General features: G+C 48.2%; 12 protein-coding genes. 4 read left to right on the top strand and 8 right to left on the bottom strand.

The features are described from left to right. Positions 1–32: 32 nt before the first annotated feature. From BN1360_RS08065 to BN1360_RS08095, 7 genes are all read right to left on the bottom strand, one after another. On the bottom strand, positions 33–1,298 hold the full coding sequence (locus tag BN1360_RS08065; protein WP_068779361.1) for a YlbE family protein: 1,266 nt from the start codon (positions 1,296–1,298) through the stop codon (positions 33–35). 44 nt (positions 1,299–1,342) lie between these two features. Then, on the bottom strand, positions 1,343–3,085 hold the full coding sequence (gene fdrA / locus BN1360_RS08070; protein WP_068779362.1) for an acyl-CoA synthetase FdrA: 1,743 nt from the start codon (positions 3,083–3,085) through the stop codon (positions 1,343–1,345). Between the two features lie 58 nt (positions 3,086–3,143). Then, positions 3,144–4,193, bottom strand: coding sequence for an ureidoglycolate dehydrogenase (gene allD / locus BN1360_RS08075; RefSeq protein WP_068779363.1), 1,050 nt, complete (start codon positions 4,191–4,193; stop codon positions 3,144–3,146). A 64-nt stretch (positions 4,194–4,257) separates the two neighbouring features. Continuing rightward, complete coding sequence (gene allE / locus BN1360_RS08080) at positions 4,258–5,022, bottom strand: (S)-ureidoglycine aminohydrolase (protein ID WP_068779364.1); 765 nt, start codon at positions 5,020–5,022, stop codon at positions 4,258–4,260. Between the two features lie 40 nt (positions 5,023–5,062). Continuing rightward, positions 5,063–6,316 (bottom strand): MFS transporter, encoded by a 1,254-nt coding sequence (locus BN1360_RS08085; protein ID WP_068779365.1) that lies wholly within the window; start codon positions 6,314–6,316, stop codon positions 5,063–5,065. 60 nt (positions 6,317–6,376) lie between these two features. After that, positions 6,377–7,609, bottom strand: coding sequence for an allantoate deiminase (gene allC, locus BN1360_RS08090; RefSeq protein WP_068779366.1), 1,233 nt, complete (start codon positions 7,607–7,609; stop codon positions 6,377–6,379). 172 nt (positions 7,610–7,781) lie between these two features. After that, entirely contained in the window at positions 7,782–9,473 is a 1,692-nt protein-coding gene (locus tag BN1360_RS08095; RefSeq protein WP_069188306.1) for a PucR family transcriptional regulator, read from the bottom strand. Positions 9,474–9,796: 323 nt separating this feature from the next. Here BN1360_RS08095 and BN1360_RS08100 point away from each other — a divergent pair, with 323 nt between their 5' ends. The 3 genes from BN1360_RS08100 to BN1360_RS08110 all read left to right on the top strand — a co-directional run bounded on the left by BN1360_RS08100 (position 9,797) and on the right by BN1360_RS08110 (position 15,235). Beyond that, entirely contained in the window at positions 9,797–10,663 is an 867-nt protein-coding gene (locus BN1360_RS08100) for an alpha/beta hydrolase (protein ID WP_068779368.1), read from the top strand. A gap of 290 nt (positions 10,664–10,953) precedes the next feature. Beyond that, positions 10,954–14,247, top strand: a complete 3,294-nt coding sequence (locus BN1360_RS08105; RefSeq protein WP_148466542.1) for an endonuclease — start codon at positions 10,954–10,956, stop codon at positions 14,245–14,247. A 199-nt stretch (positions 14,248–14,446) separates the two neighbouring features. Beyond that, complete coding sequence (locus tag BN1360_RS08110) at positions 14,447–15,235, top strand: hypothetical protein (protein ID WP_068779370.1); 789 nt, start codon at positions 14,447–14,449, stop codon at positions 15,233–15,235. A 121-nt stretch (positions 15,236–15,356) separates the two neighbouring features. On the opposite strand, the gene BN1360_RS08115 is transcribed toward BN1360_RS08110, so the two are convergent. Continuing rightward, positions 15,357–16,130, bottom strand: a complete 774-nt coding sequence (locus BN1360_RS08115; RefSeq protein WP_068779371.1) for a Cof-type HAD-IIB family hydrolase — start codon at positions 16,128–16,130, stop codon at positions 15,357–15,359. Positions 16,131–16,690: 560 nt separating this feature from the next. On the opposite strand from BN1360_RS08115, the gene BN1360_RS08120 reads away from it, so the two are divergent. Continuing rightward, on the top strand, positions 16,691–17,029 hold the full coding sequence (locus BN1360_RS08120) for a DsrE family protein (RefSeq protein ID WP_068779478.1): 339 nt from the start codon (positions 16,691–16,693) through the stop codon (positions 17,027–17,029). The last annotated feature ends 135 nt before the right edge of the window (positions 17,030–17,164 follow it).

Consider the following 17,164-nt stretch of genomic DNA (forward strand, 5'->3'; position numbering starts at 1 on the left):
TCTCCTCCCGCTTGTTACTTCCTTGTAGATGGCTAGATGAGCCCCAGCCTCTGGGCATAAGCCTCAAGTGCTTTTTCGAAGCAGGCCAAAGGTGCCCGAACGGTCCCTGCCCCGATCTGACCTACTCCGGGCTCTTTGTGGGCGATCCCGGTATTAATTACCGGAGTGATTCCGGTCTCTACCACTTTTCTGGCATCAATCCCGAGGCAGGTTCCCTGGAAGTTCCAGGTTGGAATCGCAAAGTTCGGATTATGATCGATACAGATTTCCGTCATTTCATTGCTGGTCGCCAAAGCATCATCAAATCCTCCGGCACCTACAAATCTGGTAACGCCCGGTGCGGCTACCATGGCCATGCCCCCAACGCCAAATGCTTCAGTAATGGCGCTGTCGCCGATATCCGGGTTAGCCATCTCCTGGGAATAGCCGGTGAAGAATAAGCCCTGCGGTGTATTTACAGGCGCGGTGAACCATTCGTCACCCATTCCGCTGATCCGGATGCCGAAGTTTTGGCCATTTCGGGACATTGCGGTGACTACGGTGCCATACTCAATCGTTCTGGCGCCATCAAGTACGGCTTTGGATGTCGCCATGGCGATATTTAGGAAGAACTGATCCGTATCAGCCAGGAATTCCACGACAGCCGATTTATCTTGTTCGGACAAGTTCGTCCGTAGAATATAAGGAGTGATCTCCTTCAAAAATACGAGCGAAGCGGCAATATTTCGTTGATGGAATTCGTCGCCCATTGTGATGGCTTTAGCGATCATTACATTAATGTTCAGACCATTGTCGATAAGGGACAACGCCTTGGAGAGGACAGGGGCGAGCACATCCCGCATCCATCTCAGACGTTGGATGACCTCATCAGAATAAGCGCCGAAGCGCAATACTTTACCGATTCCCTCATTCATCGTACAGTAGGCACGATTGCCGTCGGTGCGGTTCTCGACAACCAGCACTGGCATATTCGCGGAGGTGATTCCTCCCATAGGGCCCACGGCTTTCACATGATGACACGGAATGAAGTCGATCTCCCCCTGCCTCAGAAGAGCCATCGCCTTCTCTTCATTTTCTGCCCAGCCCTCGAATAGGCAGGCTCCGACACAGGCTCCCTGCATTGGGCCAGTCATATCCTCGAATTGAATCGGTGGCCCTGCATGTAGAAGTACTTGCCCGTTCAGCTGCTCCACTACGGATTTGGCGGGAACTACGTCTACCAGGAAGGGCGCGCCGGCTATAATTTTTTGAATAACCGCCTGATTTGCTTCATCGATTGTCCTATAGGGTCCGTACATGCTGCATCCTCCTAATGTTGTATTTTGAAATGGGAAATTGTCCTTTATTTGAGAAGGCTCAATATTTTGCGCATTCTTTCATTCCCGCCGGCAATCGGACGCCAATCGTACTGCACAGTCTGTCCGCCGTAGCTATTTATTGTATTGGCGAATTTCTTAAGTCCGATATTGACCACTCTTGGCTTGCTGCTGAGCAATTCAGCGATGGCTTCTGAAACCTGGAACGGGGCTGGCTTGGTTCCGGCTGCAGGTAAGGATGCTTTGTGATTGTCCTGCAGCCGGATTCCCATCATTGCCAGTGCGGTTCGGACTGCTCGATTGTTGCTGTCCTTGACGATAACCCCAGCTTGCTCCAGCTTGGATTTTTGCTCCTGATAATTTTGCGGGTCCTGCGCCGTGCCGCATACAGCGGCTACGAAATACAGGTTTTTGCCCCTCGCCATAGCTTCGCTTCGAGTGCTCTCCATGACTGGCAGCAAAGCTCCAGCCATATCCTCATGGGAGCCATAACCCAGTACGATATCAAGAAGGATGATGGCCGTGGAATCATCTCTGGCGGCTTGCTTAATATATTGGATTCTTGTCTCCGGATCGATCATCGGGTGAGGTTTGCCTTGGGTATACTTGTCATCGCCCAAGTCGATCACTTCATGACCGTTTGCTCTCAGCAAATAACCGTCGTCGTGAATAAGCGGCCCGAGATTCAGACCTTTGGACAGCAGAACAGCAGCTTCATAGGCAAGGGTACCGCCGGAGTAAAGACCTTTAATAGAGGTTTGCTCCGGTTTGAAGGCCACCTTTGGAATTTTTCCATTCGACATGTTGTAATTCGTCAGGATGACTCTGTCTTTGGATAGATCTACGGCAATCATAGCTGTCTCCTCTAAGGTAGAGGCATAATATACATTGCCTTCATGAGCCGTAGGCTCTTCACCGACGAAGATAGCCACCGCTGGCTTTGACAGACGCTGCAGCAGCTGGACGACCTGATTCCGCACTTCCCTTGCCGGCGGTTTGGATATGACTACGATAACCTCGGTCTCCTTATGCTTCTCCAGCCCTTGAATCGCGCTTAGCATTGTGATCGCGCCGATCGTATCCGACAGGTCGCGTCCTCCGGTTCCGATCGCATGGCTGATGCCTCCGCCCAAGCGGTCAATCAGGCTGGTGACTTCTTGGATCCCCGTGCCGGAAGCACCTACAACACCGATATTGCCTTCCTGGATGATATTGGCGAAGGCAATTGGAATATTGGAGATAATTCCCGTCCCACAGTCAGGACCCATCACCAGAAGCCCTTTGTCCCGGGCTTTCTGCTTCAGGCGCAGTTCGTCCTGAAGATCCATATTGTCGCTAAATATGAAGGCATGAAGGCCTTGGTCCAAGGCTTTGTCCGCTTCCTCGGCCGCATATTGGCCTGGCACGGAGATTAAGGCAAGGTTGGCATTCGGCAACGCCTGCATAGCTTTATCCCAGGTGCGTACCGATTCAAAGGCCTGTTTGCTGCTGCTCACCGCCTGATTTTTCAGCTCTTCCTCAATGGTAGCGAGTACTTCGGCTACTTTCCCCTCATGATCGGTACGGATTACGATACACATATCATTGGGGCCAGCGGCTTCCAGTTCGTCCTTATACATGCCGGTATTCTGGAAGATTTCCTTGTTCGCCGGTGTGCCCATCATAATAGAAGCTTGATCCACCCCTGCCATTGCGGAAATCTTGTTCGTTAGAAGCATCAGGTTAACGGAATCTTGATAGGAATTCTCTTGAATGATGGAATATAACATGAAGCTGTGCACCTCTCTCGTTCAGATAGAGTTTTCGTATTACAGACTGCCGGTCAGATCATTTGGCAAACGGATCTTTATGGTCGTATTGATTGCGATGGACCGTATCGGATACCAGATATTCGTAAATCTCATCCACAATCTCGATGCCATTTTGTTCGTATTCTTCTTGGATCAGGTCATTATTCTGTCCCGGAAATAGCACTTGCCCGAAGCCCGGAGCCGGCTTAATCCGGTTCAATTCATCCATGGTCTGCGAAATATGCTGTCTAAATACAACAGGGTCTGTAAAAAATGCAGGATTGATGACGAGATGGAACTGTCCCAGATTACGGTATTCGGTCAAATCGTGGTACATCGATGAAACCTTATTTCCGAAAGGAAGACCCAGCAAAATACCTGACAGCACATCCACCATCATCATTAGGCCATAGCCCTTAGGACCAGCGATGGGAAGCAAGGCATTCACTTTGAAGGGGTCCGTTGTCGGATGACCTTCTTTATCCACGGCCCATGAATCGGGAATCGATTCATTTCTTGATCTGGCGTGAAGGATTTTCCCCCACGCTTGCACGGTTGTGGCCATGTCCAAGGTAAGAAGGCGATCATCATGGCTTGGAGCAGCGAATGCAATCGGGTTCGTGCCGTAATAGGGCTCTGAACCACCAAAGGGAACGACCATCGGATCGGATTGACATACGGAGATGCCAATCATTCCGGCTTTGGCAGCCTGCCGCACAAAATAGGACAGGGCACCGCTATGACCGATTCTACGGACACCAACAGCTGCTATGCCGCTGGCTTTTGCCATTTGGATCGCTTCATCCATCGCTTGCTTGGCAGCCACATGGCCTACCCCGTTGTCGCCATCAAATACAGCCGTGCTGGGACCGGTAACTTCATATTTAAAATGGGGCGTTGTGTTTATTCCACCTTTGGCGATTCGTTCCGCATAATACTCCACTCTCATCGCGCCATGGGAATGAATGCCTCGGATATCGGCATGGACCAGGACGTCTGCCACTCCGTCGGCATGCTCCTTCGACAAACCCGCTTGGTGCAGTTTCACAGCAATCAGTTGACTTAATTCGGATCGGCTTACTCTCAACTTCAACACCTCTGTTCAGTTAGGTTAGATGGATAGGTCATCCGCGGCATGCGGCAAGCTTAGCTTAGAGGTCCGCATCCCGGTTGCAGTCTTTGGAATAGACGTAAGCCAGCTTCTCACGGCCGACGGCGTAGCAGGCTTGCTGCACATAAGGACCCATGAAGATATAGTCGCCTTTCTTGACAGGGATCCACTCATTGTCCAGATTGTAGATTCCTTCTCCAGAGAGCAGATAAGCTCCGTGTTCCTGTACATGCGTCTCGATGAATGGATGACAAGCGCCGGGATCAAAGGTCAGAATATGGAAGTTCATATCAAAAGCAAGCTCTTTTGGCAGCAGATCCTGAATCCGCATATCTGTCATGCCATCATAATCGACTTCGGGAATATCATTCGAGTTGCCGGTTACGACCCATGGCTTCAGATCCTTCAGCGGTTTATGCTTCTGTTTGTAGAGAAACAGTTTGCTGTCTCCATCCTGCAGGTTCTCTAGACACATCACTGTTCCCGGAGGGCAGTATAGGAAGCCGCCGCTAGTCAGTGTGTAAGTCTCGTTATTGGCAGAGGCCTTAACTTTTCCTTCAAGCACATAGACGAAGGTCTCGATATGCTCTTGTCCGCCGAAGCCATCCTTGTTAACGCCTCCTTGATGCATGGTTACTATATAATCTACAAAGCTTGCGCCAAGCTTCGGTGTAGCCAAAATGGAAATAGAGCAGTTCTCAAAGCCCGGAACTACGTTATTAACAAGACCTTCCGGAGTAATTAAGGCATATTTGCCATGTTTAATGATAGAGCGGCTAGATAACAGATCAGTTGGGTATCCCATTGTGATTCTCTCCTTTTTTTATCGAGTATAATGTGAGAAATTAGTGCCTGGTTTGCGTCTTGGTGCGCTTGATCATATTGGCTATGAACAGGAATGCAGTGCCGACAATAATGATGGCGATGGCCAGGTAGAAGCCCAGAATCTTGCTTCCCGTAGCGTCGGAGATCACTCCCGTGACAAACGGGGCAATGACAGAGGACATCATGCCGAAGAAATTGAAGACGCCAAATGTGGTGCTGTAGCCTTGCTTAGGCGCGATGTCTGCTACATAGGAGATCATGATCGGGTCCACCGCCAGCTTGCCGAAGAATCCGTACATAATCAGGAACAGGATTAGTAAATTATTACTTTGGATGGCAACGGTCAGATATAGAGTTAGCGCAGCAATGATCTGTAAAATAATGACGACCATAATCTTTCTGTTCTTGAATTTGTCGGACAGCTTGCTGAACAGCAGGGCGCCGGGGACGGAGGCAAACGCGACCAGCGCCGAGGCGAAGCCGATAGCGGCGCCTTGGAAGCCCCTCTCCATCTGCAGATAGCTCGGCAGCCACGTTACAATCATGTAGTAGCCGTAACAGATGGCGAAGTAGATCACATAAGCTGAGATCATTCGAATGTCGCCAAATAGCGTCTTGAGTGTTGCCTTGTCGCCAGCTTCTTTTTCCTGGCCGGCTTTTGCTGCAGGCTCCGGTTTCTTATCCTTAATGACCTTGCCGAAGGCAATGGCGACAGCGATAATCAGCGCAGTTGTAACGAAGAGCAGTGGTCTCCAATCCCAACCCAGCCCTTTAACCAAATATGAGGAGCCGATATAACCAATTGCCATACCCAAAGCTGAACCACTGTTGATAATGGCTGTAGAAAAGCTCCGTTTCTCATTGGGTATAGAGGAAGAGGAGATCGAATATGCCGGTCCATAATAGGTTCCTTGTCCAAGGCCCGCGAGGAAGCTGCCGACAAGCAGGAACAACAGGGACGGGGCAATTCCGACCGTAAAGGCCCCGAAGGCGAAGATTAAAAAGCCTGGAATCAGCATGATTTTTCTGCCGAATTTATCAGCCAGGAAGCCGGAAGGAATCTGCATGGAGGTATAGGCCAGGAAGAACAAGCTGGAGATAAGGCCCATACTTGCATCGGACTCGATTCCGAGTTGCACTTTGATTTCAGGTAAGATGGGATTCAGCACAGTTCTGTAAATCCAGATGACCGTCCATCCAAGACAGAATAGGATAACAATCTTCTTCCAATACTCCATTCCGCCTTTTGGCTTCGTTGAAGCTTGTTGATTCATCTCTTGTATCCTCCTTAGTAGTGAGGGGCTCGGGATGCTGCTGCTTGCCTGAGTGGTGTTCTATTCCTCGTATGCCAGTGTATAGAGGGTTCCGATCAGTGCTTTGACCCCTTCGGCCAAATCATAGGGATCGGTATATTCCGCCGGGTTGTGGCTGATTCCGTCCTTGCTTGGTACGAAGATCATCGCTGTTGGGGCCAGGCCTGCTAAGATTTGCGAGTCATGGCCTGCTCCGCTGTGCATCAGCTTGTAATTCAAGCCGAGCCGCTGACACTGCTGCTCAATGACTTCTACGATGCGTGCGTCCATCGGTACAGGGTCCGCATCCATCCACATATCGATTTGAAGTCCTACGTTCAGGTCCTTTGCGATCTGATGCAAAGCAGCGGTGATTTCTTCCGTGAATTGAGCCAGCATGCTTTTCGCGGTATGGCGGATGTCCAAGGTGAATAGGGCATGCCCTGGTACGACATTCACGACATTGGGTTTGACCTCGATTTTGCCAACTGTAGCTACCAAGGGGTCGCCATGCTTCCGGGCCCGGTTCATGACGTCACAGATCATGGCGCTGGCGGCCTGAACGGCATCCTTGCGATAGCCCATCGGTGTGGTACCCGCATGATTGGCTTCGCCGGTCACCTCCACGGTGAATCTGCGCTGTCCAACGATGTTGTTCACAACTCCGACCGACCTCGCTTCCTTCTCCAGTACGCTGCCTTGCTCGATATGAATCTCTACAAACGCTTTCAAATCCTGGCGGAGAGGTGCTGACTCATTACGGAAATGAAAGCCACAGTCTCTCATCGCATCTACAAATGCAATACCGTCAAAATCAGAGATATTCTCTACCTCTTCGCGTCGGGCGGTTCCCGCTATATTTTTGGAGCCCCAAAATGCATAAGGGAATCGGCTTCCTTCTTCCTCCGCCATCGATACGAGCTGCAGACTGCGCAGCGGCTGCCCGTAGGTTTCCTTCAAGTGCTTCAGAGCGAGCAGGCCGGCGATAATTCCGAATTGACCGTCATACAGACCTCCGTTGCGCACCGTATCGACATGAGAGCCGGTCATGATCGTCTCCTGCGGATACTTCGTTCCTTGCAGACCGCCGAACAAGTTCCCCACTTCATCGAAGTGAACATCGAAGCCTTCCGTATTCATCCAATGTTCCAGAGCTTTCTGGGCTTCCAGCCACTCTTTGGTATAGAGCAGTCGGGTTACTCCGCCTTCAGGATCATTGCCGAAATATCCGAGCCATTCCAGCAGCTGCAGGATATCTTTGCTTAATTCTGTCATGCCCATCGTTCCTTTCTGGTTGATGAAAAGTGTGTATTGAGCTTAAAATCAGTGAAGATTATGTCTTACATGAAAATTGTAAACGCTTCCCAAAATGAGATCATTAACAGAAGTGGATAAAAGTCCGACGGACGTTTTATCCACTTTGGGTAAAAAACAGGCGTGCGCCTATTTAATTTTTTTGGTTGAAACCTTCTTTTTTTAACAAATTTAGAATCTTCAGGCCCACTCGGGTTTCCAGCATTTCTTCAGGATCTTCGAAGTCCATGTCAGTGATTTCTTTGATTCGTTCCAGCCTGTACATGACGGTCTTGTAATGGACGAATAAATCCTGGGCGGCTTTAGCCGCGTTTTGATTATGCTGCAGGAACACTTCGAGCGTATGAATCAGATCGTTTTTGATCGCATTTTTGCTCTCTATTAATTTGCTCAGCGGTGCGGGAATGAAGGAGGTGAGCAACGACGGGTCCGGGAATTGGCAGAGCAGCCGGAACAGGCCAAGCTCGGAAAAGGCAGTAACCGCTTCGTCGCCGAAGAGCATGGCCCCGAGTTCCAGGGCCTCCTGGGCTTCCTGATAGCTCCCCGAGATATCCATCGCCGTCTCCGCCACACTGCCCATACCGACCTGAACGACAATATCTGTCGTCTTCATGTGGACGGCTTCCTGAATCTTGTATGCTTTTTTCTTGGTCGACATTAGCCAGTCCTTGCTCTTGGATTTTAACGATTCCACCGGTAAAAGCAGGATAATCATATCGCTGCGGCTGCGCATGATGCCGTCCAAGAAAGTGGAGCGAATTGCATCATGCAAATAAGTGAAGGCCTTACTCTTGAGCATGCGTGAGTTATGGGGCTTATCCAGCTCTTTATCGCCTAGCGAAGAGAACTCTTCTTTTACATGAAATAATAGGACCGCATAAGAACACTCCAAATCCCAACCAATCAGGTTAGCCCGATGATAGACGGTCTCCAGCATTTGAGCTTTGCCGGCCAGCAAATCGTCGATGATATCGTTCTTGAACTCGCGCTCTACCTCCGCAACGGCAAACTGCTTAACCAATTCGAGGGATAATGCCGTAGCTGCATTTTCTATCGCGATAAAATCAAGCTCTTCCAATGGCTTCAAGGCTTCAGTAACGACCAGATGCACCTTGATGCGATTCACGGTTCGGATCGGAACGACGACCTGATCCACCGTCTTGACTGCCGGCTCTAATATTTGCGTCTTTCTCCAGAAATAAGGGAATTTAGTCTCGAAGCTTTTTTCTCTCTCGGTATCCGACTCTGCATGCTCGATAGGAACCGCGGAGAGAGAATCGGAGATCATGCAGGCGAAGTTACGGTCATAGAGAGCAACAGGATTGCCGATCAATGATTGCAATGTCGCGATGATAGGCTCCAGCCCGGCGTCGGTTAAGGAGAGGGTCGTGAAGCGATCATGCACATCCTTGAAATATTTAAGCTTCATGACCTGGGTATTAAATAATTCCTCCATCACCGGATAGAGCACATCGACATAAGGAATGCTCTCGGGAATTTGAATAATGGGTAGAGCGGTCTTTTCCCCCGTCTTTACGATGACATCCGGAATACTTTTGACAAAGCGGTGGTTTTTGATCAGTAGAGCACTGACTCCCTTGTCCGCCAAGCGTTGTATAAACACACTCTGCTCTTCCTCCGTATAATTGAGAATCGGATAGAGGCTGGTCAGCAGCATTTCTCCGCCCTTCAGCCAGTCGGCGATGTCGGGGGCCTCCATAATCGTGATGCCTCGGATTACATTGGACAGGCCCGCCTTGCCTCCAAGGACCTCAGCCTTATGCAAGCCTTTCATTCTTAATACATGCTCGACTCTAAATTCCATATTCACGTCTCCTTCTGAAGCGAATTATGTAAAATTAGTTATCTTGAATTTGAAGCATTAAATAATCCCCATCTTGGTAGAAGAGGGGGATCAAATTTGGGGATCATTAAGCTTAGGTTGTTGTGGTCTTCTTAAGGTGTTGTACATCGTTAGGGTTGTGCTCTAACCTCCTAATTTTCGACACCAACGCTTTGATATCCTGCCCTGATAGACGGGCTGTTGAACCGGATTCATAAAGCCAGTAATATAAGAGATACAAATCCGAGGTTTTTCGATAGGTTGGCCACATTATTATTGTATTCCTGGCAGGAAGGGGAGAAAGTGTGAAAACGGTTTGCTATAAAACAGTTGGGGATGTTCGTTTATTAGGGGACTTCTATAGTACCGGCCAAGCAAGCTCGCCCGTTGTCGTCTATATTCACGGGGGCGGCTTCATCTTTGGTTCAAGGGGAGAGATTCCGAAGGATCAGTTAGAGCGGTATAATACGGCCGGATTCCACGTATTCTCCATAGATTATCGGCTAGCGCCAGAGACAAGGCTCACGGCTATTGCCGAGGATGTTCTGGACGCCATTCACTGGCTGCAGGATAATGCTTCCACAGAACTGGGGGTTGAGCCGTCCTCCATCGGTGTGGTGGGTCATTCGGCGGGCGGATACCTGGCGCTTCTGGCTGGAGCGAGGGAGCCGAAGCTGAAGGCCGTTGTTTCCTTCTATGGTTATGGGGATATCCGGGCAGCTTGGGCCACCGGGGCGAGCTCGCATTATCTGCAGAAGCCGATCGTTCCCCGTAAGCTGGCTGATCAATTGATCGCAGGGGAGGTACTCACGGAAGCTTCTGTTCAGCAAAGATTCGGTCTTTATTTATATTGCCGTCAACAAGGCACCTGGGTTCAGGAGGTAACAGGGTTGGATCCCGAATGGGATCAAGCGGAGCTGGAAGCACTTTGTCCGGCGGAAGCTGTCACTGCGCAATATCCGCCAACGCTGCTCTTGCATGGAGATCAGGACAATGATGTGCCTTATACACAATCGGTTCAGATGGCAGAGCGGCTGGAGCAGGCGGGAGTTGCCCATACGTTAATTACGCTGCCAGGTGAGGATCATTTATTTGATTTGCAGAAGGATAAAGAGAGTGTCCGGCAGGCATTTGTTCAGGAACTGGACTTCCTTAGAAAGTATTTGCTGTAATTGCTTGAGATGGAATCTAAGGTCGATGCTATGTCCGGCCTTTGTAGGGAAGATTACGCTTTATGCTTCAGGACAGACATAGATCAAGCCACGGATCATGATTATGATTCCGTGGCTTGACTTTTTTGCGCCGGATGTAATGCCATTTCATTTCAATGTCTGAAAGCCAAAGTTTTAACTCCAATAATTTTACCTAATTTACATAAATATGAACATCATTTTGTTCTCCTATAATAATCCAATGTAAGAATAAAGATGTTGTACAAGTCATTATCAATCGGAGGGAAATGATGAACAAATTATATGGAGTTATCTCCAAATGGGTAAAGTCAGGGATTGCCCTGTCATTGGCACTCTCAATTCAATTGGGATTAGGCCAAGAGGTTCCATCTGCTCGTGCGGAGGGACCAAGCGATCCTGCACCGTATATTGCGGCGAAGGTTATTAATGAGAACGCCGGAAAAAAGGTGCTCTTCGACAATACTCATGGTCAAACGGCAGGCGCCGCGGATTGGGTTATCGATGGCGGCTTCTCGGATTTTGGCAATGCGTTGGCTAATCGTGGATATGATGTGAAGGAGCTCCGCAAGTCTACGCCATTTACTTATAGCGATCTGAGCAATTACTCGGTGTTCGTTGTAGCCGAGCCCAACATTCCATTTAAGCAGAGCGAACAGCAGGCGATGAAGCAATACGTTGAGGCAGGAGGCAGCATTTTCTTCGTTGGCGATCATTATAATGCAGACCGTAACAAGAATCGTTGGGACGGATCGGAGTCCATCAATGGGTATCGTCGCGGAGCTTGGGAAGACCCTGCGAAGGGAATGAGCGCAGAGGAGAAAAATTCAGCAGCGATGCAAGGCGTTGTAAGCTCCGACTGGCTTGCGGACAATTTTGGCGTACGCTTCCGCTATAATGCCCTTGGCGACATCACGGCCAATGATGTCGTTGCGCCGGACCAAGCCTTCGGCATTACACAAGGGGTATTTACGGTAGCGATGCATGCTGGTTCAACATTGGCGATCACCGATCCGAACAAGGCAAAAGGAATTGTTTACTTGCCGAAGACAAAGGATGCCTGGGCTAGTGCGGTGGATCAAGGCGTCTATAATGGCGGGGGCAAGGCGGAAGGCCCGTATGTTGCCGTATCCAAGCTTGGCACAGGCAAGGCGGCATTTATTGGGGATTCCTCAGCTGTAGAGGATGCCTCTCCGAAATATTTGCGTGAAGAGACGGGGACCAAGAAGACGACTTATGACGGCTTCAAGGAGCAGGATGATGCAGCGCTGCTCTTGAACTTGGTAGATTGGCTGTCGAAGCAGGAGAGCTTTACGAGTCTGGATCAAGTGAACAATCTACAGCTTGATACGAAGACAGAATTGCTGCCATTCGAGACGCCTGCCGCTTCAACAGAACCACAAGCCGAACCTTGGTCTGCTCCAGCTGCCGGCTATAAGTGGTGGGATTCATCGACATTCAAAGCGGGTTCGTATGGTGGGCCGGCGGCAACGGCAAATGCAACCTATTCGTTCGTGCATCAAACGGTTCTTCCGAACGCACAGGATTTCCAAGTCCGCGTTGCGGTAGATCATCTGCCGGCCAACTCCTCGGTGTCAGGCTTGAGTGTCGGGATTTATCTGACTGGCGGTACACAGGTGGCCAAGGTTCAAAATGCAAATGGAAGCTGGCCAGCCGCTTACGGATATAGCGAGACCTTTAGTGTAACTTCGAACAGCCAAGGCCGTGGATATAAAGATCTGACGGTTCGCATTAAGCCGGGTACAGCTGGGGCTGCAAGCCTTCGTCTAAGACAAAATAGCAACAATCTGCTGACTACGTCGGTATCATTGGCAGATGTACCTGCCGAACCACTTCCGGAGGAAGGTGATCCTAACGGGATTCCGGCATTGAGCACGATCGCGGAAGCGAGAAGCAAGTCGGAAGGAAGCCTCGTTACGCTGCAAGGGACGGTTACGACTGAACCGGGTGTGTATGGAGGACAAGCCTTCTACATGCAGGATGAGACCGGAGGGATATACGTATTCCAGAGCACCAGCGGATTCCATCAGGGGGATGTGATCAAGGTTACCGCTCCCCTAGCGTTGTATAATACGGAGCTAGAGTTGTCCGATCCGATTGCGATCGAAAAGGCGGGCACAGCTGAATTGCCTCTGCCGAAGCAGACTGCTTCCGTTAGTGCTGACAATCAAGGACAACTGGTTGAATTGAAAAAAGCAACGATCCATAACATCATCACCGCTTCACCGGCAGGATCGTTTGAATTTGATGCGGTGAGCGACGGTATCAGCAATCATGTTCGCGTCGATGCAAGAACAGGCATTCAGCTGACGGATTTTCCTTATAAGGAAGGTCAAACCGTAAATATGCGGGGGATTTCCTCTATTTTTAAAGGCGTATATCAATTGAAGCTGCGCGGAGCGAGCGATATCTCTCTTGCAGAAGCTGCTGCAGCGCCAGTAACTTCGGCGACACTGTCCGAGATGCCTAATGATCACGGCTGGTTCAATCGGGAAGTGATGCTCACTCTGGCCACTGATAATGAGGGGGCCGGCGAAGTTACTACGAAATATGCAATTAATGATGGAACAGAAGCTGTCTATACGGGGCCTGTGTCAATCGCTGAAGGAATCAACACAGTTCGTTATTATTCGGTCGGTAAGAATGGCTTTGTAGAAGAAGCTAAATCGATTGAAGTCAAGGTAGATTGGACTGCACCTTCGGCTGTCCTGACTCAATCGGGAAAAGCTGTGGGCGATGTACTGGAGCAGGACGTGCTGAAGTTTGAGCTGGCCAGCTCGGATACAGGCTCCGGGGTAGCCGTGCAGCAGTTGTGGGTAGATGGAAAAGAAATTCAAAATGGACAAACCATATACGCGAAGGACCTTGGGGTGGGCGCTCATACTGTGAAGTTTGCAGTAGTAGACTTGGCCGGCAATGGAACGGAGAAGAGCGTTGCTTTCCAAGTGGGTAAGCCGCTTGCAAACGGGGCTCCAGGGACTCCTGTATTGTCCGACACGAGTGGACATGCTAATGGACTGCGGGATGGAAATTATAAGATCACCATGAATTTGTGGTGGGGCAATAACGGTACGGAGTTCAAGCTGTATGAGAATGGCATACTGATCGGTACAAAAGAATTAAAGGATGCCTCCCCGTCGGCTCAGTTTGTGAGCGTGGATATGGCCGGCAGACCAAACGGAACTTACGTCTATACGGCAGAGCTAATTAATTCACAAGGTATTACAAAGTCCCAGCCGCTGATCGTCGTAGTTACCGATGCCACGCCTGGCAAAGCGGTTCTGTCGCACGACAACTGGGATGGCGACGGCAACTATATAGTATCGATGAACATGTGGTGGGGCACGAATGGTGCCGAGTATCACCTTTATGAAAATGGGGTATTGATCGATACGCAAGCGCTATCGCTCAACACACCTTCTGCCCAGCGAGCAGCCACCACGGTAACAAATAAGGCAATCGGGACCTATGAATACCGTGCTGAACTGGTGAACGCCGCAGGCCTCACCTCCAGCGAGACCGTTGTGGTTCGTGTAACGAAGTAGGGGACCGAAGGCTGTTCGTAATTAAATTCATAATGGTAAAGCCATGGATCATTGATAAATGATTCGTGGCTTTCTGTGTAACGATCCTTGGAGGTAACGTGAATTATCTGTCGAATGTTGAATATATACGATTAACGGGTTAACGAGTAATAGGCCATAGATTTTCCAGAGATTAAATAGCACAGAGAAGGGGATTGATATGTGGGAGAGTATTTCGAGAATAATAGGAGATAATCCGGTTCTTTCTTTAGTAGTTACTATACTTATTACATCTACAATATGGCTTTATAAAGAATTCAAAGAGATGATTAATAATAATATGAGGGCCAAAGAGGCTGCTTTAAATGAGAAAATAAGAATACATAGTGAGTTTTTAGCCAACATATTAGCTATTATTCACCAAAAAGATAATGATCACTTTAAAGTAAAATTTATTGAGAAGTTTGGAGAATATAATACTGTTCTAAATACGGACTCCCGGCAAATAGCCGTGGATTATATAAAGAGAAATAATCCTGTATATCTGGAATCTTTATTCGTATTTATTAACAAAGAATTAGATAACCTAAGTAAGAAGAGGAGCCTATTACAAGAAGATAATACAGATATAGAATCGTACATAAATAAGCTTTATGCACCGCTGAAGCCAATAATAATAGTTTGGTTAATTATACTTTTCTCCATATTTGTACTCTTCGAATATATGTCCCAGCCAACCTGGTATGATAAATTGAATGTTATCATGTGGTCATTGTCAATTTTATTTAGCGTATGTCTTGTTTTAATAATACTATTATCATTTATCGAGAAACAATTTCTGCGCGGGGTACATAAATGGTTGTTAATGTTGATTATTATCTTAGCCCCGTTAGGTTCAATATTAAAAATCAAACTTTCAGTTGCCTTTTTGTTAATTCAGATTGTGGCATTTTTACTAATAGTACAGCTTAATAAAAAGAGAAGAAGTAAGATTATTACATTAGATTAGAAATACTTGTGTTTATTTGTAGCAATTCCAAATAACTGCATTTTTGCAGTTTTGGTCAGTGGAAGATCACAGCACAGGGCAGTCCAGGGAATCTGCATGTAAGGACGCCCCGTGCTACTGTTCACAAAATTTGCGCGTACTTCAGACCGTTGAGGATGCCGCCTTGATCAACATGGGTAGTTACATAATTCGCATACGGGATCAGCTCCTGATGGGCATTCCCCATCGCGATGCCGAGGCCTACCGAGGCTAGCATTTCTTTATCGTTCAGGCCATCGCCGAAGGCGATAGATTCCTCAGGGGTCAGGCCTAACAGGCGAAGCATTGCGTTGATTCCAATAGCCTTGGATGAGTCAGCGGGCAGGACGTCCATAGCGGATTTATGCCAACGGATATAACGCAGTCCGGAAATATGCTCTTGATACAAATATTCGTCGCTTTCCTCGCAGTGGAGGAATATTTGATAGATGTCCTCTTTAGTCCAGAAATCAGGGTCATAGCCCGGTAGATCAACCTTTAGTGATTGCACGGAAGTTTGAACAGAAGGATCAATCTCACTATTCGCATAGAAGGCAGAATTCCCCTCAAAGACTAGGGAATGGCGATGCTCCGTTGAGAGCTTAACCAGCGCTTCTATATCGGTACGGGGGATCGGGTGTTGATAGATCGGTTGTCCGCGGTATACAACATAGCCGCCGTTCAGACTAACATAGGAATCAATGGCTAACTGCTGGGCCAGCTTCTCAAAGAAATACGGCGCTCTGCCCGTAGCGATAACCGGTTCAACTCCACGTCGTTTGACCTCGGCGACCGCCTCAATGGTATCCTGCGGAATCTTCTTCTCATCGTTCACTAGCGTACCATCAATATCAAAAAAGGCGATTTTATAGTCCATTCATTCGTTTCTCCTATCCACAGAAATCTCTCTATATAATATGGTCGTAATATACCATCCGCTCGAAAAGGTGGCAAGCTGGAATACAAGTTCATTGTTAGTTTTTATCCCGAAATCTGATTTACTGGAGGAAAGTATAAATGAAAATGTACGAATTAACTTCACAACTTAAATCTATGACGCTACAGTCTCCGAGTGATATTTCAGATAACAATCCAGTTAATGATAATTTTATATCGAACGCAACAAAGATAAGAACTCACTTATGAAGAAGCCAAAGAGAAGGTTGACCAAGGTTAAGCTTTAGCCAGTGGCAAGTGTAAAATGCGCCTTGATGCCAAGGGGCGATTTTGACTGGGTGAACTAACACTAGAACTAAATTATCAGTGGATGAGACCTCTATTATTTCGCAAATTTTGCTGGGTATCTATGGCATAAGGTAGATAAATCAGAGATAAAAACTAATATTCAAGATGCCCATGAGAAATCATATTTCATGGATTAACGATAAAGTATATGCTTATTATATTAAAGACAAGCATTTTGAAAGGATGAGGAGCATGAACAACAAAGTCATCTTTCTGACGACAGACAGTCTTGGCGATGGGGATAAGGAACTTGGGGCGCAGTTGCTAGAGACTTATGTTAATCTGCTGAAGCAGCGCGAGGCTTTGCCGGCAGCGGTATTTTGTGTGAATCGGGGGGTGCTGGCATTAACGGAGCAATCCTTCGCATCCCTGCATTTGAAGGAGCTTGAGGACAAGGGGGTCCCTGTACTTGCTTGCGGGACCTGCGTTGACTACTATAAAATTCACGATAAGCTAGTGGCCGGGAAAGTGTCCAGTATGGGGTATTTCATGGAGTTGTCGGAGAAATACGAGGTTATGACCATCTCCTGATAGAGGTAGTTCAAAAAGTCCGCTTTTATTAAGAAAACCTGATTGAGCCAAACCAAGGATGAGAGACCACGGCTTAATGGCAGGTTTTCTTGCTTATAGAAATTCATCAGCCCGGCTCGATAACTTAAAAATTCT

Origin of the sequence: Paenibacillus sp. GM2, from assembly GCF_900069005.2 — a bacterium.
Classification (GTDB): domain Bacteria; phylum Bacillota; class Bacilli; order Paenibacillales; family Paenibacillaceae; genus Fontibacillus.